Genomic DNA, 22,059 nt, shown 5'->3' on the forward strand with positions numbered 1-22,059 from the left:
GGCCAGAAGATCGTCATCCCCGCTTATGCCTATTCGAGCAAGGCGGAGCCGAAGGTCGCCGAAGGCAAGCCGGCGAACACGCCGAAGCAGCCCGCGCCGGAAAAGGTCGCGGTGCTGCCGCAGCAACCCAAGGTCAAGGACGGCAAAGCGGCCGCTCAGGTCGACACATCGGCGGCGGCCGCGGGCTCCAAGAACCCGAAGCCCGCGCCGCAGGTTGCCGAGGCCAAGCCCGCCGGCGCCGGAGGCACCTATACTGTCCAGCAGGGCGACTCGCTGTCGTCGATCGCCAGGAAGACCGGTGTCAGCGTCACGACGCTGAAGCAGGCCAACGGCATGCAGGACGGCTTGCTCAAGATCGGACAGACGCTCAAGGTTCCGGCTGGCGGCACGGTCGTGGCGGCTGCCAAGCCGGCGGCCACCACCGCCAAGCCCGCGGTCGATCCGGTGACGACGGCGACGACGCCGCCGCCGGCGAAGACCACCGAGACGCTCGCCTCCTACACGCCGCCTAAGAAGGATGCCAAGGTCATCCAGCAGGCCGAGGACGACAATGCCGAGGCGCCCGACGCGACCGGCATCGGCAAGATGCGCTGGCCGGTGCGCGGCCGCGTGATCTCCAGCTTCGGCTCCGGCAAGGACGGCGTCGACATCGCGGTGCCGGAAGGAACGCCCATCAAGGCGGCCGAGAACGGCGTCGTCATCTATGCCGGCGACGGCCTCAAGGAGTTCGGCAACACCGTGCTGGTGCGGCACGAGAACGGCCTGGTCACCGTCTACGGCCATGCAAGCTCGATCGAGGTGCAGCGCGGCCAGAAGGTCAAGCGCGGCCAGGAGATCGCGCTGTCCGGCATGAGCGGCACCACCGACTCGCCCAAGCTGCACTTCGAAGTGCGCAAGAACTCGGCGCCGGTCGATCCGTCGGGCTATCTCGAATAGAACAAGAACAATTGCGGGCCGCCTGACCTCCAGTCCGGCCCGCCGTCTTCAGCCCGTTCCGCAAGGAGCGGGCTTTTTCAATTGCGCGGGATGCAGTGTTCAAAGGTGATCACGGAGCGTGTCGGCGATCATCTCCTCGAGGCTGCTGGCCTTCACGCCCAGAAGCGTCTCCGCGTCGGAGGAATCGAGCAGCAGGGGACTTTCGAAGAGATACCTCATCTCGATCAGCTCCTGCATGCCCAGCGCTTCCATCTCGGGGATGGAGTAGGAGTGCGTCTCGGCAATATCCCGGCCGAGCATCGCCGCGGTTTTGTGGATGAGCTCGTTGGGCGAGGCGTGTTGGGAGGGGACATGAAACGCCCGTCCCCATTCGCCCGTGTAGCGGGAGGCTGCGACGAGCGTCCTGGCGACGTCCTTGGTGAAGCTCCAGGCATGGGTGGCGTCGAGGTCGCCAATGAAGGCGACCGGCTTGTCCTCGATGATGGAGGGCAGGGCGATCAGCGAGAAGTAGCTGATCGCGCCGTGCCCAAGATAGTCGCTGGAACGTATCTCGATCGCCGGCACGCTGGCACGGGCCGCCCGCTGCCACATGATCGTCCTGGCGGTTCCCTTCTTCGAATTCGGATCCAGCGGCATGTCGGAGCGCAGCGGGCTTTCGCCATTCGTGCCGTAACCGTAGAGATTTCCGAGCACGATGAGCTTGGCGCCGACTGCTTCGGCCGCGCGCACGGTGCCGTCGAGTATGGGGAAAAAGTCGGTTGGCCAGCGATGATATGTGGCCATGGCACACATGAACACGGCATCGGCGCCCCGGCAGACACGCGACAGCGCCGAGGGGTCCGTGGCGTCGGCCTGTATCGACCGCACATTGCGCAACGCGTTCGAACCGACGCTTCGGCTGGTCAGGATGACGTCATGGCCTTCCTCGCCAAGAAGGCGAGCCGTCTCGCGTCCGACCGGGCCCGCGCCGACAACAACATACGAACTCATGGCAACCTCTCTTCCATGTGTTGAAGGAGAGGCGGGAGTACAGCGTTGGGGCGTTGAAAATCGCGCGGGAATTGCCAAATCTTGAACAGGTTTCGCCATGAATCGAGAGAGTCCGCACTTCGCTCCGACCCCATCCAACGTCACGATGGTTTCCCGGCATGTCGGGGCAGGCGTTCATCGGCTGCCTCGGGCGCCGCACCACCGCATCATGGTGCATGCGAGTGCTGCTACGCGCTCCTACTGCAATCAGGCCGGGCGATATTTCGTCAGGCGCGCCGGCGACATTGACCTTGTGCCGGCCGGCGAAGAGGGCGGCTTCGAGGCCGAAACGCCGTTCGACACGATGGAGATCGTTCTGCCGCCGGCTTTGATGGAAAGAGTTGCCGCGGAACTTGGCGGAAAGGCGCTGATATCGCGGCTCGACACCCGCCATCTGCTGCGTGACCAGCGCATCGAGCATCTCGCTCGAGCGCTGCAGAGCGACCTCGCTGGCGGCGCACCAAGCGGCCCTTTGTTTGCCGACAGCATCGGCGCCGCGCTTGCGGTGAGGCTGCTTGGCCTCGATGGCCCGGACATAATTCGCGTGAACCGGCTTTCGGACGCGCAGCTCAAGCGTGTCCTCGACCACATCGAGGCCGCTCTCGACGAGCCGCTTTCGATCGATCGCCTGAGCCGGGTGGCCGGCGCGAGCAGCTCGCATCTGCGCACCTGGTTCAAGGCGGCGATGGGCGTCACCTTGCATCGCTACGTGTTGCGGCGCCGCGTGGAAAGGGCGTGCATCCTGCTGCGGCGCGGCGATCTCAGCACGAGCGAGGTTGCTGCGTTGACCGGCTTTGCGCACCAGTCGCACCTGGCGCATTGGATGCGCCGCGAGACCGGCCGGACACCGCGCGACTTGCGACGGGCGCAGAAGTGACGTCCGCTGCTCAGTCCTTCAGCGGCTTACCGAGCCGGCCGGCGAGGTCCTGCGTGAACTGCCAGGCGACGCGGCCGGAACGGCTGCCGCGCGTCGTTGCCCACTCCAGCGCTTCGGCGCGCAATTGCTCGGGATCGATGGCCAGGTCGTGATAGCGGACATAGCCGTCGATCATGTCGAGATATTCGTCCTGCGAGCATTTATGGAAGCCGAGCCACAGGCCGAAACGGTCGGAAAGCGAGACCTTTTCCTCGACCGCTTCGGAAGGGTTGATGGCGGTCGAGCGCTCGTTGTCGATCATGTCGCGCGGCAAGAGGTGCCGGCGGTTGGACGTGGCGTAGAAAATGACATTGCCCGGCCGGCCCTCGACGCCGCCCTCCAGCGCCGCCTTCAGCGACTTGTACGAGGTGTCATCGTGGTCGAAGGAGAGGTCGTCGCAAAACAGGATGAACCGGTAAGGCGCCGTCTTCAGGAGGCCCATCAGCTTGGGCAGCGTGTCGATATCCTCGCGGTGGATCTCGATCAGCTTCAGCGGCTTGTCGAGCTTGTCGGAGGCGTTGACGGTGGCATGCACGGCCTTGACCAGGGACGACTTGCCCATGCCGCGCGCGCCCCACAAGAGCACATTGTTGGCCGCATAGCCGGACGCGAAGCGCTCGGTGTTGTCGAGCAGGATATCGCGCACGCGGTCGACGCCGCGGATCAGGCCGATGTCGACGCGGTTTACCTTGCGCACCGGCTCCAGAAAGCCGGGATCGGCCTGCCAGACGAAACAGTCGGCGATACCCAGGTCGGTCTCCGGAACCGGCGGCGGGGCGAGACGGGAAACCGCCTCGATCAGGCGATCCAGTTTCTTGTTCAAGGCGTCCAGGCTGTCGGTCATTTTGGGTCTTTTTGTTGAGGTCTTTCAGCGTGTGGGAGCAGCTTCCATGACATCGCTGCAAGAACCAGGTCCAAGCTTTTGTTGGAGCATGATCTTTCGGTGGCCTCGAAGCCGCTTCCGCTGCGACGCTCTAGCACGCCGCAAACGGCTGGAAAAGCAACGGATTGGGCCCGCAGCGCAGTTGCATTGGCAAGTTTACCGACTATATTCCGGCCAAATTTTCGCGGGGCGGCCGCGGCGGAATTTCACCACCCAGGAGTTTCTTGATGTTCGTTACACCGGCATACGCCCAGGGCGTCGGCGCTTCGCCAGACATGTTCATCTCGATTTTGCCGTTTGTCCTGATTTTCGTGATCATGTATTTTCTGATCATCCGGCCGCAGCGCGCGCAGCTGAAGAAGCGCCAGGAAATGCTTTCGGCGGTGCGCCGCGGCGATACGGTGGTGACCGGCGGCGGCTTCGTCGGCAAGGTAACCAAGGTGATTGACGACAATGAGCTGGAGATCGACCTTGGCGGTGGAACCAAGGTGACGGCGCTCCGTTCGACGATCTCGGACGTGCGCGTCAAGGGCGAGCCGGTGGCGAACCAGAACGCCAAGAAGTAATCCTACTCTCGATGGCGGAACGCTGCCGCTTGTACGCCTGAACGGATAAGAACGAATGCTCTATTTCTCGCGTCTGAAGATGATCCTGATCTGGCTCGCCGTGGCCGTCACAGTGATCCTCGCCGCGCCCAATCTCTTCCCGGCAAACATGCTGGCGCAATTGCCGAGCTGGGTGCCGAAGCGGCAGATGACGCTCGGCCTCGATCTTCAGGGCGGTTCGCACATCCTGCTCCAGATGGATCAGAACGACCTGATCAAGGATCAACTGGAGACGACGCGCGACGAGATCAGGACGCTGCTGCGCGACGCCAAGATCCAATACACCGGCCTTGGCGGAACCGGCCGGACCGTTCAGGTGCGCATCAACGATCCAAGCCAGGTCGACGCCGCCAAGACGGCGCTGAAGCCGATAACCAATCCGGTCGCGGCCGGCCTCTTTAGCGGTGGTTCCGTCCAGTCGATGACGCTCGATGATTCCGAGCCCGGGGTGCTGAAGTTCACCGTCACGGATGCCGGCATCAAGTACCGCACATCAACGGCATTGTCGCAGGCGATCGAAGTGGTGGAGCGGCGTGTCAACGCGCTCGGCACGACGGAACCGATCGTGCAGCGGCAGGGTGACGATCGCATTCTGGTTCAGGTGCCCGGACTTCAAAATCCGCAAAGGCTCAAGGACATCATCGGCCAGACCGCCAAGCTGACCTTCCAGATGGTCGATACGTCGGTGCCGGTCCAGGACGCGATGAAAAATCGACCGCCGCCCGGCGACTCCGTCCTTTACTCGCAGGACGATCCTCCCGTTCCTTATCTGGTCGAAAACCGCGTCATCGTGTCGGGCGAAGACCTGTCGAACGCGACGCCAACCTATAACTCGCAGACCAACGAGCCGGTCGTTTCGTTCACCTTCAATTCCCGCGGGGCGACGCGGTTCGGCCAGGCGACTCAGCAGAATGTCGGCAAACCTTTTGCGATCGTGCTGGACAATCAAGTCATCTCCGCGCCGGTCATCCGTGAACCTATCCTCGGCGGCACGGGGCAGATTTCGGGCAACTTCACGGCCGAGAGCGCCAACGATCTCGCCGTCCTGCTGCGCGCCGGCGCCTTGCCGGCGAAATTGACCATCATCGAAGAGCGCACAGTCGGCCCGGGCCTCGGCCAGGACTCGATCCACGCCGGCAAGGTGGCGGGCGTGATCGGCTCGATCCTCGTCGTTGCCTTCATGTTCGTCGCCTATGGCTTCCTCGGCTTTATCGCCAACATCGCCTTGGCTGTGCACGTGGCGATGATCGTGGGCGCGCTATCGCTGCTCGGCGCCACGCTGACATTGCCGGGTATCGCCGGTATCGTGCTCACCATCGGCATGGCGGTGGACTCCAACGTCCTGATCTATGAGCGCATCCGCGAGGAGCGACGAAACGGCCGCTCAGTCATTCAGGCGATCGACACCGGCTTCTCCAAGGCCCTGGCGACCATCGTCGATTCCAACGTCACCTCGCTGATCGCCACCGTAGTGCTGTTCTGGCTGGGCACCGGTCCGGTCAAGGGCTTCGCCATCACTTATGCCATCGGTATCCTGACCACAGTCTTCACCGCTTTCACCTTCACGCGCATGCTGGTGTCGATCTGGCTGCGCCGCGCCCGTCCGAAGGAATTGCCGCGCGCCCCGGTCACCTTCATTCCGCCGGGCACCAAGATCCCGTTCATGGGCATCCGCCGCTGGACCTTTGCGCTTTCAAGCACGTTGTCCATCCTCTCGGTTGTCGGATTCCTGACCCTCGGCATCAACTACGGCATCGACTTCAGGGGCGGTTCGCTGATCGAGGTGCAATCCAAGCAGGGCGACGCGAATCTTGGCGACATCCGCTCGCGATTGTCGGAGCTCAACATCGGCGAAATCCAGGTGCAGCAGTTCGGTGCGCCAAACGATGTGCTGATCCGCGTCGGAACGCAGGACGCCGGCGAAAACGCCGAACAGACCGTCATCGACAAGGTGCGGGGCGAATTGCAGGACCAGTACGACTTCCGTCGCGTCGAAGTCGTGGGGCCGACGGTTTCCGGCGAGCTCGCCAAGCAAGGCACGATCGCCATGCTGATCGCATTGGCCGGTATCCTGCTCTATGTCTGGTTCCGTTTCGAATGGCAGTTCGCGGTCGGCGCCATCGTGGCGACGGTCCATGACGTGGTCATGACGATCGGCTTCTTCGTCCTGACCGGGTTGGAGTTCAACCAGTCGTCGCTGGCTGCGATCCTGACCATCATCGGCTATTCGCTGAACGACACGATCGTCGTCTATGACCGCGTCCGCGAGGATCTTCGAAAATACAAGAAGATGCCACTGCCGCAGCTGTTGAACAACGCCATCAACGAGACGCTGTCCAGAACGACGTTGACGTCGGTCACGACATCGCTGGCGCTCTTGGCGCTGGTGCTGTTCGGCGGCGAAGTGATCCGCTCCTTCACGCTGGCGATGCTGTTCGGCGTGGTGTTCGGCACCTATTCGTCGATCTTCATCGCCGCGCCACTGCTGATCCTGTTCCGGTTGCGGCCGCAGGCCGCGACGGAAGAGGAGAAGAAGCCGGTGAACGGCAAGGCCCTGACGACCTGACGTTGCCGGATCAGGAGGACGTTTCGTTGAACCGTCCTGCTGATCCAACCTTTTGTTGGAGCGTGATCTTTTCCGAAAACCGGTTCCCTTTTTTCGGGATCATGCTCTGGAGCCGGATTGTCGCGCTATAGTCCCATGGCCAAAGGCATCATCATCCGCGAGGCGCATTTCCCCGGCAAGGCGGCGATCGAAGCCTATGGCAATGGTGGCTTTCGCTTTGCCGACATGTCGCATCGCGGATCGCTGCTTGTGCTGCCATCGGGCATCCATGGCTGGGAGCCCGCCGATCCGCTGGCGCTGAAGGCCTCGGACTTCGACAAGTTGCTCGCCGAAGCCGACCGCGTGGAGATACTGCTGGTCGGCATGGGCAAGGATTTGCGGCCGTTGCCGCCAGCGCTGCGCGCCGCGCTCAAGGAGGCCGGCATCTCCGCCGACCCGATGTCGACGGGCGCTGCGGTGCGGACCTACAATGTCCTGCTGGCCGAAGACCGCGCCGTGGCCGCCGCGCTGATCGCCGTCGACTGAATGGCCGCCGCTTCCGACATCGTCAAGAATGGCGACATCGTCAACAATGGCGACATCGTCATGGACGCGGTGCGCGCCGCCGACCATGACCGCTATCTGTCGGCGCTCTACGCGCCGGCCGACAAGCGCGACGCGCTGCTCGCGCTCTACGCCTTCAACGCCGAAATCGCCGGCGTGCGCGATCGCATCCACGAGCCGCTGCCAGGTGAGGTCAGGCTGCAATGGTGGCGCGACGTCATTTCGGCCGACAGGGATGCCGGGACGGGCCACCCGACCGCCGATGCGCTGCGCGCGACGATTGCCGCAAATAAGCTGCCGAAGAGTGCTTTCGAGAACATGCTCGAGGCGCGCATCTTCGATCTCTATGACGACCCGATGCCGTCGCGGACCGACCTCGAGGGCTATTGCGGCGAAACGGCCGCAGCACTTATCCAGCTTGCGGCCATGGTGCTCGATCCGGTGGCGGCGCCGGTCTTTGCCGAACTCGCCGGCCGGGCCGGTTGCGCCCAGGCCATCACCGGGCTGCTGCTTCTGCTGCCGCTGCACCGCCGGCGCGGCCAGTGCTTTGTGCCCGCAGACATCCTCTCTGCAGCCGGCACGACGCCGGAAGAGTTCGTCAAGGGAGAGGGGGGGGCTGCCGCCGAGCGCGCGGTTGTGGCGGTGATCGCGCTGGCGCGGGAGCATCTCAACGCCTTCGAGAAAGGAGCGCCGGCGCTTCCCGTTTCGCTGCGGCCGGCCTTTCTGCCGTTGGCGCTGACCCACGCCTATCTCGACAAGATGGAAAAGGCTGGCAGCTCGGCGCTCCGCAGGACGGCAGCGCTCTCCACCTTGCGCCGGCACTGGCTGCTCCTGCGTCATGCGATGCGGGGCTGGATGCCCCTTTGACGTAAACGTCAATCGTGCTAGGGGTTTGTCGCGTGGACCCGCGTCAAAGAAATGCGGGCCGCCGGAGGAGCCGCGTTCCCATGAGCCTGCCAGTCCTGGTCGTCCTCGTCGCGTTCGGCATCGCGCTGTCCGTCGCGGCCGTGCATTTCACCGGCGGCACGACAACAGCGACGCTTGCCGGCGCGGATCAAGCGCTCGCACGCTTCGCCGAGGATTTTCCCGACGAAAGGCCAGGCGCCGTGCGGCTGACCGCCGACAATCATGCCGCGTTTCTCGACCTCGGCCCGCAACGCTGCGGCGTTGTTCAGAGCATCGGCGACTGTTTTCTGACGCGCATCGTCACACCGAACGACATTCTGGGGCTGACGAGGGACGGGGATGTGGTGTCGCTGCGGCTGAAGGACTTCACCTGGAAAGGTGGGCGGTTTGCTTTTGCCAACGAAGCCGATGCGCGAGCCGTGGCGGCGACCCTGCAGAACAGCGATCGGATCCGGGAGGCGGCGTGATGGACGAGCATAATTTCCCGCAGGTCACCCAGCTTGCGATCCCCTTCTTCGTCGCAGCGATCCTGATCGAGCTCTGGCTGGTGCGCACCGGCCGCGCCAAGGGATCGTTCGAGACGCGCGACACGCTGACCAGCCTGATGATGGGCACCGGCAACGTCGTCGCCGGCCTGCTGCTCGGCGTCGTGTCCTACTGGGCGCTGCTGTGGCTCTGGCAGTTCCGATTCTTCAATCTAGGCCTGTCCATCTGGGTGTTCATCGCTGCGTTCCTGCTCGATGACTTGCGCTACTATGTCTATCACCGCATCGCGCACCGGGTGCGCTGGGTGTGGGCCGAGCATGTCAATCATCATTCTAGCCAGCATTACAATCTCTCGACGGCGCTGAGGCAGAGCTGGACCGGCCTGTTCACCTTCACCTTCATCCTGCAGGCGCCGCTGGTGCTCGCCGGCTTCCATCCGGCGGTGATCGCCTTCGTCTTCGGCTTCAACCTGGTCTGGCAGTTCTGGATCCACACCGAGACGATCGGCAAGATGTGGGGCTGGTTCGAGTTCATCTTCAACACGCCCTCGCACCACCGCGTCCACCACGCCACCAACCCGCGCTATCTCGACGCCAATTATGCCGGCACGCTGATCATCTGGGACCGCATGTTCGGCACCTTCGTCGAGGAACTGGAGGAAGACCGGCCGCGCTACGGCATCGTCAAGAATATCGGGACCTTCAATCCGCTGAAGGTCGCGTTCCACGAATGGATCGGCATGTTCAAGGATGCGCTGGCGCCGGGGCTGACGCCTGGCGAGCGCTTGAATTATCTCATCCAACCGCCGGGCTGGAGCCATGACGGCTCGCGCGACACGTCGGAAACGCTGAAGGCGGCCTATGTCAGGCGAAATCCTTCCCAAGCAGGCAAGCCGGGATTGCCGCCAGCGCGTGCTGAGCCGGCGGAATAGCCATCGCCAAGGGGAGGTGCTGCCGCGATGCGCGCTATGCCGTCTTCGCTCAGCCAAGTCGAGCCGCTCCGCGCCTCCGACAAGATCAGCAAGCCCTTCATCGCGTTCCCTTTGCGGCGTCTTCGCGGGAAATGCCGTCGATGAGCGCCTCTGGAGGTGCGTCGGGACGAAATTCCGAGCTGACCAGCCAAAAGCGAGGTGCGGCGTAGCGCGCGGCGTTCTCCTCAGTCAGCATTCGTGCGGATCGCAGCGGCCGGCTTTCAAGCCAGACTCTTGTTGCGCCAGGGGGAGTGTCAAGCTGGATCTCGCAAAAGACCTCCAATGCCGTGCCCGCGCGGGGAAGCTTCGGGCGCACATGAAAGGCGGCAACATGCCCGGCGTCGCTGTTGATCTCGAAGGCGAGACGCCGCCATTTCACCGACGCCGGCAATCGGATGTGCAAGCGCAAGATGCCGGCGCGATCGGAAGCGGGGAGAGGCAGATCGGCGCGCAGCATGCCTTGGCCAGCAGGCAAACCCCTGCTGAATTTCGTCTTCAGGCGCGGTCTTAGTTTCTGCTCGCCGCGTGGTTCGGACTGGGCCAGCTCAAGCGACTTGCGGCGCGTCTTTGCAAGCCAACGAAGGGCAGCACCGGCCGGAGTCTCGCTTTGCCTGGGCCTCGCTTGAACGAAAGCCATCCACGCGGCCATCGGCCGGGGTAGGGCCGCCTCAAAGCGTTCCATCGCCTCTTCATCAACCGCATAGCCTGCCCGCGTTTTGAGCCAGCCAAGCGCGATCAAGGCCGGTACCGCAATGTCGCGGGCAAGAACTTCGTCGGAAAACAGCCTCCAATCGAAGCCGGGTTCAACGATGAGGCGGGACAGATCGACCAGCCAGTCACTGTTGGCATGGGCGTCGAGACCGCCATTGGCGATGGCGATCACCGCCAGGTCTTCCCGGACCGGCAGTCCGCAGGCCACCGAATTGAACTCGACCGATCTGGCCCGCGCCCAGATCCGGTCATCGTCTCCGAAACTGCCCTGGCCCGGACGAAATATGCAGCCGTGAAGATCGATGTCGCCGTAGCGGCCGTTGTGAAAATTGACGCTGCGCAGCCGTCCTGCCAACGTCAGCATGCGCATGGCGCTGGAACCGCTCGACGGCTCCCAGCCCAGTTCAATGAACACGCCCAGGGCATCGCCCAGCCGGTTCCTCGGGACAACGATATCGAGGTCGTGGAACGAGCGTCCCCCCCGTCCAACGGGATCAGCGGCACGCGCGGCTCCCTTGATGAGCATCATCGGCACGCCCGCGTCAGCCAGCGCCGCGAATGCCGGTTGGCACTCCCTCATCAGAAGCATGGTTCGCGTCCATAGCATCCGTTGAAGCCCGGCAAGCCTCGGCGAATCCGGCAGATCCCTCAAACGGGGTCCAAGCCTGTTCCAGGTGGCGAGAATCAACCGCTGCTCGCTGAACGTGCAATCGTTCAGGTCATGCGTGCCGATCCAGGCGCGCAGTTCCCTTTCGGCTGCCACTGGATCGACGTGCACGGCGGCCAGCAGGAGGCGCTCGTGATCGCTCGCGGGCCAGGCGCGATCAAGTGACGGATACAAGAGAGGCCAATTCATTGCCCCCCTCTTGCTCCATCATCATCACCCCTCTTGGCCATGATCGCCCGGCGTGCGATTTCAAGAAAGTCGGATGCCATGCCAGCCGGAGCGCCGCCAGCGACGGCCACCCTTCTGGACAACGTGCCTGGTCGAATGCGGCGTCGATGAACCGTCTGGTCCAGCATGGTCATTTTTATGCCCGCGGCAATAGATCTGCGGTACCAATCTATGAAGGAGCCAGTGCGCAGGCTTTCATCGAACAGGATGCCGAGCCGTTCGACAGCGCCTCGCCGCACCGCAAGCGAACTCGCGAGATAGCCCGGATAGCGGCCTTTCTTATAGTGGAGAGAGTCAAAGGCTTCGGCTGGGTATTCCGGGCTTTCGAAGGTTTCGCTGTGGCCCAGCACGGCGTCGAGCGAGGGATCGGAATCAAGCGCGGCCCGCTGCAGGGCCAGCTTGTCGGGCATCCAGAGGTCGTCGGCATCGAGGAACGCGAGAACCGCGCCCGTGGCGGCCTTTATGCCGACATTGAATGCGGATGGCGCTCCGCCATTGGCCTTCCTGATTATGCGCGGGTGCGATAAATGGTCCTGAGCGACCTCGACCGTGCGGTCGCTCGAACCGTCATCGACGACGATGACTTCCCGCGGCGAATGGTCATTCTGCTCGGCGATGCTGTCGAGCGTCTCATGAAGCGTGGCGGACGCGTTCCACGCAGGAATGATGACGCTGAAAAACGGCGTTTCCACTCACTCCTCCATCAGATGCTTGAACGGAGGCATCGGCTTTGTGTTGCCGCTCCTGCGCCGACGAATGAGCGACTGCATCAGGGCGCGGTTGAAGTCGCGCTTCTCCTCTGCCGTATAGGTGCTTGTCATCGACTCTGCATGCCGACGATAGCACAGGGTCACCGCATTGAGGATCGTCATCGGAATTTCGGCTTCGCGGATCCGGAGCATGAGGTCGACATCTTCGGAATAAAGGAAGTTCTCGTCGAACATCCCGACCCGGTCGAAAACTGTCCGGCGATAGAGGGTCGCACCCAAATGAACATGGAAAAGTTCATCTGTTATCGCCGCGGGATCGGGTGCTGGAGCATCCGTCATTTGCCGGTCGAAATAGCTGACGAAGCCGGAAACGACATCCATATGAGGTGTTCGGGCAAAGCGTGCGAGATGCAGCGACAACTTGTCGGCCGGCCAGAGGTCATCGCAATCCAGGAAGCCGATGAACTCGCCGCCGGCGATCCGCAGACCGACATTTCGAGCTGGCCCCGGGCCGCGCGTCGGCCCGTCGAGGACACGGATCGCGGGGAAACGCGAGGCCAGGGACTGGACGATCTCACGCGAGCGGTCGGTCGAGCCGTCGTCGATCACCAGGATTTCATGCACCGGCCACGCCTGGGCGAGCACGGTTTTCAACGCGTCGGCGATGTATTTCTCGCCGTTTCGTACTGGCATGATGACGCTGATCGTTGGGGCGTCGCTCATGCTCTCAGTTCCCGCACGAACCCTCGCAGCGCGGTTGCCGCTTCCATCGGATCGTTGCCGATCAGGAACTCGTGGCATGGAAGCGAGCGCGACAGGCTGGCGGCCTGCTGGAATATCTCGTTATGACCGGTCCGCAAGATCTTCGACGTGCTTGGCGAGAGCGCACGGATCATATCGAACCGTGAAGCGGGACGGATTGTCGAAACATCCCCACCGGTGAGCTTGCAGGAGACAAGAGCTTTCACCGCGATTTGCGGGACCAGCGCATCCGGTATCGTCGTGCTGATCGGGACGAGCGCCTTTTCCCCCAGGCGACGATCCCGGTTCACTGCTTGCGCGGCAAGCCCACTGAAGAGGATCTCCGCCATCCCGGTGAGTTTCATGGTGTCGAAGAGCGAATGGCTCAGCCAGTCTGCCCCAGACTGCGACACCAGCACAATATCATCGCCCGTGGTCTGCATCCCCGCGGAAATCGCGGCAGCCGTCAGCGTCGATTTGCCGGAACCTCCCGGACCGGCGAGCATCACGCCCACGCCATTTTCGCCGACAACGGCGGAATGAAGCATCGCATGGCCCGTGGCCAACGCGCCCCAATGGATGTGGTGGCGCAGCGGAGACCCGTATTCCCATACCGGCAGCCGGGCAGCCGCTCCGACCCAATAGAGGCCGGTGCCGGTGGACCGGTCGTGCAGATGCCAGATTCCGCGGCTCTCGTCGGATACGATTGCGACACCGGCCTCGGTGTCCCATACGGTCCGGGTGACGGCATCGGCCTCGTCGGCTTCAAAGGGCCATTCGGCGGGCGGAGCCGGAAAGCCATCGTCCTCATGCGAGACCGCATAGACAGTGATCGAGCGGTCTTCCGCAGTGGCTCCCGTTGTTTGCGCATGACGCAGAACCGGCAGGATGACCGGATCGAGCGCGGTTCCGCATGTGCGCAGCCGCAGCGTCAACCCGCCAAGGCGAAAACAATGCTCAGCGCCGGATTCGGACCACCGGAAACCCGCGTCGGCAATGACGCGGCGGACGAATGCTGCAGGCGCCGTACGGGAATCGACGGCGGCGCGGACCATTCGGATCAGCTGTCTCCCAATTCCCGCCGCAGTGGCCATCCACCGCTCGGATCCACGTCGTGGATGGGGTCGAGGACAATCAGCTCCTGCAAGTCCGTGTGGATCTCCAGCTCCGGCCTCATGAAGGATGCGCGGCTGGAAATGTCGGGCAGCTTGGGCAATTCGATCGGCGAGGCCGGCAGAAGTATGCCTTCCTCCATGAGGAGGTCGAGGAAGCCTCGCACCGAGGCAACGTCGTCGTCGTCCAAGTCGGGATAACCCGTCCTCAATGCCGTCTCGATCATGGCGGGATCGACAGGCTTACGCAACATCATCCCAGATGAGCTGCGCGCTTCCTTTCATGCCGTAATACTTGCCGGTCGCAAAGTTCACCGCGACGACTTCACCGTCGAAGATCTCACTCGACAAATTTGTTTCGTCCAAGACGACGCCCGACATTATACCACCCTTCGCCCCATAAATCCCGGGTGATACACCATGAGACCGTATGGGGGAAGCGTTCCTTGGTCAAAGTATCGCAGGCAACTTCGTTCGGAGCGGTCCTCAGTCGCTGGTGAAAGGTTTGCCGCTGGTCTCGCAAAAGCTGGGGCGGACGCGAGAAGTCAGCCACAGATCAAGCTGCCGCTTCCGTTCGGGGAGCCTGTCCCAACCACTCCCTGCAATCGGCCAGCGCTCTCGCTGTGATCGCATGACGTTTGGCGACGGTCTTGTCCTTGCCGCGCAGGCGCTTGCCGTCGGTCTTCGGCGCTTCGACCGGCGGGAAAAGGCCGAAATTGACGTTCATTGGCTGGAAGGAGCGTTTGCGGGGCTCATCCTCCGACACGATGTGCCCGCCTGTGATGTGGTTGAGCAGCGCGCCGAAGGCGGTGGTCAGCGGCGGCAGCGCGGGCGCGGGGCCGAGCCGCTCGGCGGCGGCGAAGCGACCGGCGAGCAGGCCGATCGCGGCGCTTTCCACATAGCCTTCGCAGCCGGTGATCTGGCCGGCAAAGCGCAGGCCGGGCCGCGATTTCAGCTGCAGCGAGGGGTCGAGCAGCGTCGGCGAGTTGATATAGGTGTTGCGATGCAGGCCGCCGAGGCGCGCGAACTCGGCGTTTTCGAGGCCGGGAATGGTGCGGAAGATGCGCACCTGCTCGGCGTGCTTCAGCTTCGTCTGGAAACCGACCATGTTGTAGAGCGTTCCCAGCGCATTGTCCTGACGGAGCTGCACCACCGCATAGGCTTTTACCGAGGGATTGTGGGCGTTGGTCAGGCCCATCGGCTTCATAGGGCCGTAACGCAGGGTCTCGACGCCGCGCTCTGCCATCACCTCGATTGGCAGGCAGCCGTCGAAATATGGCGTGCCTTCCCACTCTTTGAACTCGGTTTTCTGGCCTTCCAGCAGCGCCTGGACGAAGGCGAAATACTGGTCCTTGTCCATCGGGCAGTTGATGTAGTCCTTGCCGTTGCCGCCGGGGCCGACCTTGTCGTAGCGCGACTGGAACCAGGCCGTGTTCATGTCGATCGTCTCGAAATGCACGATCGGCGCGATCGCGTCGAAGAAGGCAAGCGCGTCGGCGCCCGTGGCGTCGGCGATCGATTGCGCTAGCGAAGGCGCGGTCAGAGGACCGGTGGCGATGATCGCCTGGTCCCAGTCCGCCGGCGGGAGCCCAGGCACTTCCTCGCGCTGGATGGTGATCAGCGGATGCGCTTCGATCTTCGCGGTGACCGCGTCGGAAAACCGGTCGCGGTCGACGGCCAGCGCGCCGCCGGCCGGCACCTGGTTGGCATCGCCGGCGCTCATGATCAGCGAGCCGGCCAGCCGCATTTCGGCATGCAGCAGGCCGACCGCGTTGTTTTCGGCATCGTCGGATCGGAAGGAGTTCGAGCAGACGAGCTCGGCCAGACCATCGGTCTTGTGCGCGTCGGTGCCGCGCACCGGGCGCATCTCGTGCAGCACGACCGGAACACCGGCCTCGGCGATTTGCCATGCCGCTTCGGAGCCGGCGAGGCCGCCGCCGATGACGTGTACGGGATTTTTGCTCATGAGCGCCGGAATAATCGCTTGGCGGCCCGATTGCAATTGCCAGGCGGCGACGGCGAGAAACTGGCGCCTAAAACAACAACACCCGCCGGGGGAGGAGGTCCGGCGGGTGTCGTTTTGGGGGTCGATCCTCGGGAGGAGGTGAAGATCGACCTAATTCGTCATCGCCGGGGAGGAGGTCGGCTTTGACGAAATCTCTTTCGCCTTTTTAGAAGGGCGAAACCTTCGATGACGAACTTCGTTCGCTTGAAGACGAACTTCGTTCGCTTCCTGAACAACGCCCGCCGGGGGAGGAGGTCCGGCGGGCGCCGTTTCGGTGGTCAACCCTCGGGAGGAGGTGAAGGTTGACCTCATTCGTCAGGGTCGGGGAGGAGGTCGACCCTGGCGAAATTCCTTGCTTAGATCGCCTTGCGGGCGACCATCTTGATCTCGTCGCGGACGATGCCGAGATCATGGAGCTGACGGTTGGAAAGCCGACCCAGCTCGGAAACCGTCTCGCGATAAACGCGCCAGTTACGGTAGCTACGGATCAGGTTCATTGTCTTAACTCTCTTCAAAACTGGTTCGGACCATTTGCGGTCCGAAGCGGATTAGACCGCCTTGCGGGCGACGTAGTGGATGTCGCTGCGGCTGATGCCGAGGTCGGTCAGTTCACGGTTCGACAGGCGGTTCAGCTCGGAAACGGTTTCCCGGTAGCGGCGCCAGTTGCGGTAGTTGCGGATCAGGTTCATGGTAGTTCTCGTTTCGTCTTTAGTTCGGATCATTCCGTTTGTGTACGAACAGAAAATAAGTGGGATCATATCGGTTTAAAAGTGCCGTTGGCGCATGGCAGCAATGCAAATTGTGCAATGCAACATTAATGGCCATTCACGCCTGCGTCACAAAGAAGGCCGAATCGAAAAATGCCGCTGCGTCAACGGTTTGGCTGTCTCGACTAAGGAAGTGGTCAGGCTTGGGGGAAATGCATGGCGGGCTATGCCACAAGGGTGAGGGCAGATATCGCGCGCTGGCGGGAGATCGGGCTAATCGATCCCGCCACGGCGGAGGCGCTGATGCGCGATGTCGCCGCCAACGAGCGCGCGTCGCTGAGCTTCGGCTCCATCCTGGCGATGATGGCGGCGCTTTTGTTCGGCGCGGCGATCCTGATCTTCGTCGCCGCCAATTGGGAGGCCTTCCCGCGCCTGTTGCGCGTGGCGGCGCTGTTTGCGGTCATTCTTGCCGGCTACGTCGGCGGCGCGGTGCTGAAGACGCGTGACCATGCCGCGATCGGCGAAGCGCTGTGGATCGTTGCCGCGGCGGCGTTCGGTGGATCGATCGCGCTGATCGGACAGATGTACCATCTTTCGGGCGACGAGGCCTCGGCGCTGGTGACATGGTTCGCCGGCACGGCGCTGGCGGCGGTCGCGCTGCGCTCAAGCCCGCTGACGGTCGCGGCGGTCGGCATCGCCGACGCCTGGCTGGTTCTCAAGGGGTCCGGTTTCTACTGGCGCGCGGAAATTCCGCATCTCTTCATCGTCATGGCGATCGTCTTGTTCGCCATTTCGTTCTGGACGCGCAGCCGGGCGGCGCGTCACCTCATCATTCTGTCGGTCGTTCTCTATCTGGTTCTGTCGGCGATGGATCATCACGACACGCTGCCGGTGGCCATGTCGCTGGCCATCGTCTCAGTACTGCTCTTTGCCGCTTCGGTCTTTGCGGGCGATGCGATCGACAGGATCCTCCAGCTCGGCGGTCGGCTGCCCTTGCACGCCTTGCTCGGCTTCCTCACCGGCATGGCGATCATCCAGTTCGAGCTGGCGGATGAAAGCACATACAACAGCGGATTTGCCGTCGCTTCAATCGTGGCGCTGGCCAGTATCGTGGCGGCAATCATGCTGGCGGGGCGCGAGAGCAGGGGCTTGCGCTGGCTGGCCTATACCGGCTTCGCCTTCGAGCTCGCCATCATCTACAGCGTCACCTTGAGGTCGATGCTGGATACGGCCGGCTTCTTCCTGGCGGCGGCGGTGCTGCTCGGCATGCTGGCGCTGGTCATCATCCGCATCGAAAAGCGCATGAAAGCGCCTGCCGGAACAGGAGCAGCGGCATGACCGGCAAGAAACTGATCATCTCCGCGCTGGTGCTGGCGCTTGTCCAGATCGGCTTTCTCAGCTGGATCATCGCCGGCCACGCGGCAATCCTGCGCAACGGCAAGGAAGTTCTGTTGAAAGTCCAGCCCGTCGATCCGCGCGATCTCCTGCGCGGTGACTACATCTCTCTCAACAACAACATTTCGCGCATTCCGGTGAAGCTGATCGCCAACATTCCGCAAGGCAAGTTCTCTAGCGACGACACATCGATCGTGGTCCGGTTGAAGAAGGGCGCCGACGGTTATTGGCAGCCGACGACCGCCTGGTTCGGCCAGGCGCCCGCGCTGGCAGGCGAGGGCGAAGCAGACATTGCCGGCCATGTCGTGGAGGGCTGGGGCCTTCGCGACACGGACGCGACGATCGCGCCCGACTATGGGATCGACCGCTTCTATTTGCCGGAAGGCGAGGGCGTGGCGATCCAGGACGACATACGCGTGCGGCCGTTCGGCATCAAGCTTGCGCTCGCATCCGACGGCACGGCACAGATCAAGGCGCTGATGGACGGCGACAAGACGCTGTTCGAGGAGCCGCTCTACTGAGACGTGTCAACATTCGACCCACCTTAAGTCGCGGTCCCAGCAGTAGCCCTAGCCGGACGGCCTCGGTTCAAGCGCAGCAAGGCCACAACGCGCCGCAGGAGCAGAGCATCGCGAGGCCGAGCACGGCTTCGCTGCCACAATGCGCCAACAGTCCGGCCAGCAATGGCGGCGATATGGCGGAAATCAGGTTGAGCGGCAGGGCGATGTTGGACGCGGCCCGCGCGTAAGCCGCCTGATCGTAAAACACCAGAGGTATCGTCGCGCGCGACACGGCAAGAATGCCGCTGCCCAGGCCATAGAGGAGAATGAAGCCGGCAATCGACCAGTGCGTGCCGTGACCCAGAATGAGAAGCAGCATGGCGAACGGCAGCGCCAATCCGGCGAAAAGCGCGGTCGTGATCCCGTCCCAGCGTCCGCCGCCCAGAAAGTCGACGCCCCTGGCGCCGACCTGGAGGATGCCCAGCATCGAGCCGAAGGCGACGGCTTCTCCCCCAGGAAGTCCCTCGGCCTTGAGCAGTTCGATCAGTATGGCGCTGAATCCGAACGTGACGAAGGCATTGAGCGTGATCGCCGAAACGATCAGACGGAAGATGCCTGCCGGCACGGCAGGTGTTTTCCTGCCCGCCGGAACCGTTGACGAGGCTTTCGGCGATGGCTGCCGGCGCGGCAAGCCGAAGGCATAGAGCGGCAGGCAGACCACCATCATGGCCGCCGCGTAGACGAGGCAAGTCATGCGCCAGCCGATCAGCCCGGACAGGAAGGCGGCGGCGGGCCAGAAGATGCTGCTCGACAAGCCGGTCATCAGCATAAGCACGCCAATGGCGCTCTTGGCGCTGCTGCCGGCGATCTCGTTCAGCATGATGTAGGCCGCCGTGGTCAGCATCGCGCTCCCAGCCGTGCCAAGGATGACCCATGCGGTAAAATAGAGAACCGGCCCGTGCGCGGCCGCCAGCGCCACGAAGCCCGGAGCGGCAAGGATCGTGCCCAAGATCATCACCTTGCGGGCGCCGAAGGCATTGAAAGCCTTTGCCAGCGGCGGCGCCCACAGGCCCATGACCACATAGAATACCGAATTGCCGGCGAACACCGCCGCTATGCTGATTTGAAGGTCGGCGGCTATCTGGCTGCCGACGATGGCCAACAGCCCGACCGATCCCCAGCCCATGAGCTGGGCGATCGCAAGCACGATCAGGGTTCGAACGATGGTCTTGTCCAGAATCGCGATGCGCATACGGGTGGCCGGTCGACTGCAAACCCGCCTGCTAGCAGAGCCTTAGTGTCGGTTTGATGACTGCATAGAGCAGAAGGCCTGGCGCCGGTCCTCCTCCACCAAGGCTTCGGAGAACGCCTTCGAGCCCCAGGTGGCCTGCCATCCGAAGTTCGAACAGCAAAGGATGGTGCGGATGAAGGGACTCGAACCCCCACGCCTTTCGGCACTGGAACCTAAATCCAGGGCGTCTACCAATTCCGCCACATCCGCTTGTCCCCGGCAATCCCATGTAGCCATCATTCTGTCAATGTCGGGGCTCAGATCATGCTTATCCGGCTAGGCGCGAAGATAGTTGAAAATTGGGCTGGCCTGTGACAAAAGGCGTGTCGAATGTGACGGAACGTGAACTTCCGCCTCTGCAAGATGTGAAAAGTTATAGTAAAAACAGAGACTTATTCGCATCTGGCAAGGCGTAGTTCAGGAGAGTTTGAACCGCGTTAGCGGTCAAATCGCCAGGTTCCGCACCAAAAGCCATTTCCGGCAACATCATACCGGCAGGCTGTAAACGGCTAGGACCGTTTGGCAGTCTCATTGTTGAAAACAAAGGTTCTAGGATGCAGGTCACCGAAACGCTCAACTCCGGTCTCAAGCGCGAGATCAAGATCACCGTGCCGGCCGGTGACATGGAAGCCAAGCTGATGGCGCGGCTGACCGATGCCCGCGACAAGGTGCGCATCAACGGCTTCCGCCCGGGCAAGGTGCCGGTGCAGCACCTGCGCAAGATGTACGGCAAGTCGTTCATGGCCGAGGTCGTCAACGAGATCCTCAACGACTCGACCCGTTCGATCATCACCGGCCGCGGCGAAAAGGCCGCCATGCAGCCCGAAGTGATCATGACGGAGGACGAGAAGGAGGCCGAGAAGATCCTGGCCGGCGGCACCGATTTCGAATTCAGCCTTAACTACGAGGTCATCCCGGCGATCGAGATCAAGGATTTCTCCGATATCAAGGTGACGCGTCAGGTCTATGACGTGCCGGAATCGGAAGTCGACGATCAGGTGAAGCGCGTTGCCGAATCGGCGCGCAGCTACGAGCCGAAGAGCGGCAAGGCCGCCGAGGGCGACCGCGTGAGCATCGACTATGTCGGCAAGATCGGCGGCGAGGCCTTCGCCGGCGGCTCCGGCACCGACCAGCCGCTGGTGCTCGGCTCCAAGGAGTTCATCCCGGGCTTCGAGGACCAGCTGATCGGCACCAAGGCCGGTGACGAGAAGCAGATCACCGTTACCTTCCCCGAGAACTACCAGGCGGCGCATCTGGCCGGCAAGGAAGCCACCTTCGACGTCACCGTCAAGGAAGTCTCGGCGCCCGGCGAGCTCGATGTCAATGATGAGACGGCCAAGAATCTCGGCCTGGAATCGCTTGAGCGCCTGCGCGAGATCGTGCGCGGCCAGCTCGAGAACCAGTTCGGCTCGATGACCCGCCAGAAGGTGAAGCGCCAGCTGCTCGATCAGCTCGACGCATCCTACTCGTTCGAGGCGCCCTCCAAGCTCGTCGAGGCCGAGTTCAACAACATCTGGGCTCAGGTCAATCGCGATCTCGAAGCTGCCGGCCGCACCTTCGCCGACGAAGAGACCACGGAAGAAGAAGCGCGCGCCGAATATATGCGTCTTGCCGAGCGCCGCGTGCGCCTCGGACTGGTGCTCGCCGAGATCGGCGAAAAGGCTGGTGTCACCGTGTCGGACGAGGAACTTCAGCGCGGCCTGTTCGAGCAGGTGCGCCGCTTCCCGGCCAACCAGCAGCAGGAAGCCTTCGAGTTCTATCGCAGCAATCCGGAAGCCATCAACGCGCTGCGCGCGCCGATGTTCGAGGAGAAGGTCGTCGATTATCTTCTCGGCCAGATCTCGGTGAACGACGTCAAGGTCGGCAAGGACGAGCTGATGGCCGACGACGAGGAAGCCGAAACCGCGACCAAGGCGAAGCCGGCCAAGAAGGCCTCCTCGAAGAAGGCCGAAGCCAAGGCAGAGGCGGGCGAAGCCGCCGGCGATGCGGAAGAGCCGAAGAAGAAGGCTGCGCCGAAGAAGAAGGCTGCCAAGGAAGCGGAGTAACGGGTTTCAATACCGCGATCTAGAAAGGCCGCCTCCGGGCGGCCTTTTCATTAGAAGCTGCTTCATTGTGGCGGCGCGGCAACATGGGCGACTTGTCTTGATGGCCT

General features: G+C 62.9%; 23 protein-coding genes and 1 tRNA gene. 11 read left to right on the plus strand and 13 right to left on the minus strand.

Features of this window, described 5'->3' with window-relative positions:
* A partial coding sequence (locus tag EOA23_RS10070; protein ID WP_127303814.1) for a M23 family metallopeptidase occupies positions 1 to 936 on the plus strand: 936 nt, incomplete at its 5' end.
* Between the two features lie 99 nt (positions 937 to 1,035).
* On the opposite strand, the gene EOA23_RS10075 is transcribed toward EOA23_RS10070, so the two are convergent.
* Positions 1,036 to 1,926: an NAD-dependent epimerase/dehydratase family protein gene (locus tag EOA23_RS10075; protein WP_127303816.1), complete on the minus strand. Its 891-nt coding sequence runs from the start codon at positions 1,924 to 1,926 to the stop codon at positions 1,036 to 1,038.
* Positions 1,927 to 2,023: 97 nt separating this feature from the next.
* Here EOA23_RS10075 and EOA23_RS10080 point away from each other — a divergent pair, with 97 nt between their 5' ends.
* Positions 2,024 to 2,842, plus strand: coding sequence for an AraC family transcriptional regulator (locus EOA23_RS10080; RefSeq protein ID WP_127303818.1), 819 nt, complete (start codon positions 2,024 to 2,026; stop codon positions 2,840 to 2,842).
* Positions 2,843 to 2,852: 10 nt separating this feature from the next.
* Here EOA23_RS10080 and EOA23_RS10085 read toward each other — a convergent pair whose 3' ends face one another.
* Positions 2,853 to 3,725: an ATP-binding protein gene (locus EOA23_RS10085; RefSeq protein ID WP_127303820.1), complete on the minus strand. Its 873-nt coding sequence runs from the start codon at positions 3,723 to 3,725 to the stop codon at positions 2,853 to 2,855.
* 266 nt (positions 3,726 to 3,991) lie between these two features.
* Here EOA23_RS10085 and yajC point away from each other — a divergent pair, with 266 nt between their 5' ends.
* From yajC to EOA23_RS10115, 6 genes are all read left to right on the plus strand, one after another.
* Positions 3,992 to 4,330: a preprotein translocase subunit YajC gene (gene yajC / locus EOA23_RS10090; RefSeq protein ID WP_041004168.1), complete on the plus strand. Its 339-nt coding sequence runs from the start codon at positions 3,992 to 3,994 to the stop codon at positions 4,328 to 4,330.
* 55 nt (positions 4,331 to 4,385) lie between these two features.
* Complete coding sequence (gene secDF, locus EOA23_RS10095; protein WP_127303822.1) at positions 4,386 to 6,935, plus strand: protein translocase subunit SecDF; 2,550 nt, start codon at positions 4,386 to 4,388, stop codon at positions 6,933 to 6,935.
* Positions 6,936 to 7,070: 135 nt separating this feature from the next.
* Positions 7,071 to 7,460 (plus strand): Mth938-like domain-containing protein, encoded by a 390-nt coding sequence (locus EOA23_RS10100; RefSeq protein ID WP_127303859.1) that lies wholly within the window; start codon positions 7,071 to 7,073, stop codon positions 7,458 to 7,460.
* A gap of 36 nt (positions 7,461 to 7,496) precedes the next feature.
* The gene (locus tag EOA23_RS10105; RefSeq protein WP_189341571.1) at positions 7,497 to 8,345 is read left to right on the plus strand and encodes a phytoene/squalene synthase family protein; all 849 of its coding nucleotides are present in this window, start codon (positions 7,497 to 7,499) and stop codon (positions 8,343 to 8,345) included.
* Positions 8,346 to 8,425: 80 nt separating this feature from the next.
* Entirely contained in the window at positions 8,426 to 8,851 is a 426-nt protein-coding gene (locus tag EOA23_RS10110) for a hypothetical protein (RefSeq protein ID WP_127303824.1), read from the plus strand.
* Positions 8,851 to 9,801: a sterol desaturase family protein gene (locus tag EOA23_RS10115; RefSeq protein ID WP_189341568.1), complete on the plus strand. Its 951-nt coding sequence runs from the start codon at positions 8,851 to 8,853 to the stop codon at positions 9,799 to 9,801. Before EOA23_RS10110 ends, EOA23_RS10115 begins: the two co-directional genes overlap by 1 nt.
* 97 nt (positions 9,802 to 9,898) lie before the next feature.
* On the opposite strand, the gene EOA23_RS10120 is transcribed toward EOA23_RS10115, so the two are convergent.
* The 9 genes from EOA23_RS10120 to EOA23_RS10155 form a co-directional block, all read right to left on the minus strand.
* A complete protein-coding gene (locus EOA23_RS10120; protein ID WP_127303828.1) occupies positions 9,899 to 11,407 on the minus strand; it encodes a nucleotidyltransferase family protein in 1,509 nt (502 codons plus the stop codon).
* Positions 11,404 to 12,138 carry a glycosyltransferase family A protein gene (locus EOA23_RS10125; protein ID WP_127303830.1) on the minus strand — a complete coding sequence of 245 codons (735 nt, stop codon included), beginning with the start codon at positions 12,136 to 12,138 and terminating at the stop codon, positions 11,404 to 11,406. The genes EOA23_RS10120 and EOA23_RS10125 overlap by 4 nt, the downstream gene beginning before the upstream one ends.
* Entirely contained in the window at positions 12,139 to 12,879 is a 741-nt protein-coding gene (locus EOA23_RS10130) for a glycosyltransferase family A protein (RefSeq protein ID WP_189341569.1), read from the minus strand.
* Entirely contained in the window at positions 12,876 to 13,952 is a 1,077-nt protein-coding gene (locus EOA23_RS10135) for a hypothetical protein (RefSeq protein ID WP_127303833.1), read from the minus strand. The genes EOA23_RS10130 and EOA23_RS10135 overlap by 4 nt, the downstream gene beginning before the upstream one ends.
* 5 nt (positions 13,953 to 13,957) lie before the next feature.
* Positions 13,958 to 14,236, minus strand: coding sequence for a hypothetical protein (locus tag EOA23_RS10140; RefSeq protein WP_127303835.1), 279 nt, complete (start codon positions 14,234 to 14,236; stop codon positions 13,958 to 13,960).
* Positions 14,237 to 14,252: 16 nt separating this feature from the next.
* The gene (locus EOA23_RS35645; RefSeq protein WP_189341570.1) at positions 14,253 to 14,390 is read right to left on the minus strand and encodes a hypothetical protein; all 138 of its coding nucleotides are present in this window, start codon (positions 14,388 to 14,390) and stop codon (positions 14,253 to 14,255) included.
* 175 nt (positions 14,391 to 14,565) lie between these two features.
* On the minus strand, positions 14,566 to 15,975 hold the full coding sequence (gene trmFO / locus EOA23_RS10145) for a methylenetetrahydrofolate--tRNA-(uracil(54)-C(5))-methyltransferase (FADH(2)-oxidizing) TrmFO (protein ID WP_127303837.1): 1,410 nt from the start codon (positions 15,973 to 15,975) through the stop codon (positions 14,566 to 14,568).
* Between the two features lie 395 nt (positions 15,976 to 16,370).
* Positions 16,371 to 16,511, minus strand: coding sequence for a DUF1127 domain-containing protein (locus EOA23_RS10150; protein ID WP_082056374.1), 141 nt, complete (start codon positions 16,509 to 16,511; stop codon positions 16,371 to 16,373).
* Between the two features lie 51 nt (positions 16,512 to 16,562).
* Positions 16,563 to 16,703: a DUF1127 domain-containing protein gene (locus EOA23_RS10155; RefSeq protein WP_082056373.1), complete on the minus strand. Its 141-nt coding sequence runs from the start codon at positions 16,701 to 16,703 to the stop codon at positions 16,563 to 16,565.
* 234 nt (positions 16,704 to 16,937) lie between these two features.
* On the opposite strand from EOA23_RS10155, the gene EOA23_RS10160 reads away from it, so the two are divergent.
* The gene (locus EOA23_RS10160; protein ID WP_127303839.1) at positions 16,938 to 18,059 is read left to right on the plus strand and encodes a DUF2157 domain-containing protein; all 1,122 of its coding nucleotides are present in this window, start codon (positions 16,938 to 16,940) and stop codon (positions 18,057 to 18,059) included.
* A complete protein-coding gene (locus EOA23_RS10165) occupies positions 18,056 to 18,637 on the plus strand; it encodes a GDYXXLXY domain-containing protein (protein WP_127303841.1) in 582 nt (193 codons plus the stop codon). The genes EOA23_RS10160 and EOA23_RS10165 overlap by 4 nt, the downstream gene beginning before the upstream one ends.
* Positions 18,638 to 18,704: 67 nt before the next feature.
* Here EOA23_RS10165 and EOA23_RS10170 read toward each other — a convergent pair whose 3' ends face one another.
* Together EOA23_RS10170 and EOA23_RS10175 are read right to left on the minus strand one after the other, a co-directional pair.
* Complete coding sequence (locus tag EOA23_RS10170; RefSeq protein WP_348628562.1) at positions 18,705 to 19,868, minus strand: MFS transporter; 1,164 nt, start codon at positions 19,866 to 19,868, stop codon at positions 18,705 to 18,707.
* Positions 19,869 to 20,032: 164 nt separating this feature from the next.
* Positions 20,033 to 20,117: transfer RNA gene (locus EOA23_RS10175), tRNA-Leu, on the minus strand.
* Positions 20,118 to 20,461: 344 nt separating this feature from the next.
* Between EOA23_RS10175 and tig the strand changes: the two genes are divergently transcribed.
* Positions 20,462 to 21,952, plus strand: a complete 1,491-nt coding sequence (gene tig / locus EOA23_RS10180) for a trigger factor (protein WP_127303843.1) — start codon at positions 20,462 to 20,464, stop codon at positions 21,950 to 21,952.
* Positions 21,953 to 22,059: the final 107 nt, after the last annotated feature.

The sequence above is a fragment of the Mesorhizobium sp. M2A.F.Ca.ET.042.01.1.1 genome (assembly GCF_003997405.1).
GTDB lineage: Bacteria > Pseudomonadota > Alphaproteobacteria > Rhizobiales > Rhizobiaceae > Mesorhizobium.

Coding starts and splice junctions, on each gene's coding strand:
- EOA23_RS10075 (WP_127303816.1), bottom strand. CDS start 1,926: ATGAGTTCGTATGTTGTTGTCGGCGCGGGCCCGGTCGGACGCGAGACG.
- EOA23_RS10080 (WP_127303818.1), top strand. CDS start 2,024: ATGAATCGAGAGAGTCCGCACTTCGCTCCGACCCCATCCAACGTCACG.
- EOA23_RS10085 (WP_127303820.1), bottom strand. CDS start 3,725: ATGACCGACAGCCTGGACGCCTTGAACAAGAAACTGGATCGCCTGATC.
- yajC (WP_041004168.1), top strand. CDS start 3,992: ATGTTCGTTACACCGGCATACGCCCAGGGCGTCGGCGCTTCGCCAGAC.
- secDF (WP_127303822.1), top strand. CDS start 4,386: ATGCTCTATTTCTCGCGTCTGAAGATGATCCTGATCTGGCTCGCCGTG.
- EOA23_RS10100 (WP_127303859.1), top strand. CDS start 7,071: ATGGCCAAAGGCATCATCATCCGCGAGGCGCATTTCCCCGGCAAGGCG.
- EOA23_RS10110 (WP_127303824.1), top strand. CDS start 8,426: ATGAGCCTGCCAGTCCTGGTCGTCCTCGTCGCGTTCGGCATCGCGCTG.
- EOA23_RS10115 (WP_189341568.1), top strand. CDS start 8,851: ATGGACGAGCATAATTTCCCGCAGGTCACCCAGCTTGCGATCCCCTTC.
- EOA23_RS10120 (WP_127303828.1), bottom strand. CDS start 11,407: ATGAATTGGCCTCTCTTGTATCCGTCACTTGATCGCGCCTGGCCCGCG.
- EOA23_RS10130 (WP_189341569.1), bottom strand. CDS start 12,879: ATGAGCGACGCCCCAACGATCAGCGTCATCATGCCAGTACGAAACGGC.
- EOA23_RS10135 (WP_127303833.1), bottom strand. CDS start 13,952: ATGGTCCGCGCCGCCGTCGATTCCCGTACGGCGCCTGCAGCATTCGTC.
- EOA23_RS10140 (WP_127303835.1), bottom strand. CDS start 14,236: ATGATCGAGACGGCATTGAGGACGGGTTATCCCGACTTGGACGACGAC.
- EOA23_RS35645 (WP_189341570.1), bottom strand. CDS start 14,390: ATGTCGGGCGTCGTCTTGGACGAAACAAATTTGTCGAGTGAGATCTTC.
- trmFO (WP_127303837.1), bottom strand. CDS start 15,975: ATGAGCAAAAATCCCGTACACGTCATCGGCGGCGGCCTCGCCGGCTCC.
- EOA23_RS10150 (WP_082056374.1), bottom strand. CDS start 16,511: ATGAACCTGATCCGTAGCTACCGTAACTGGCGCGTTTATCGCGAGACG.
- EOA23_RS10155 (WP_082056373.1), bottom strand. CDS start 16,703: ATGAACCTGATCCGCAACTACCGCAACTGGCGCCGCTACCGGGAAACC.
- EOA23_RS10160 (WP_127303839.1), top strand. CDS start 16,938: ATGGCGGGCTATGCCACAAGGGTGAGGGCAGATATCGCGCGCTGGCGG.
- EOA23_RS10165 (WP_127303841.1), top strand. CDS start 18,056: ATGACCGGCAAGAAACTGATCATCTCCGCGCTGGTGCTGGCGCTTGTC.
- EOA23_RS10170 (WP_348628562.1), bottom strand. CDS start 19,868: ATGCGCATCGCGATTCTGGACAAGACCATCGTTCGAACCCTGATCGTG.
- tig (WP_127303843.1), top strand. CDS start 20,462: ATGCAGGTCACCGAAACGCTCAACTCCGGTCTCAAGCGCGAGATCAAG.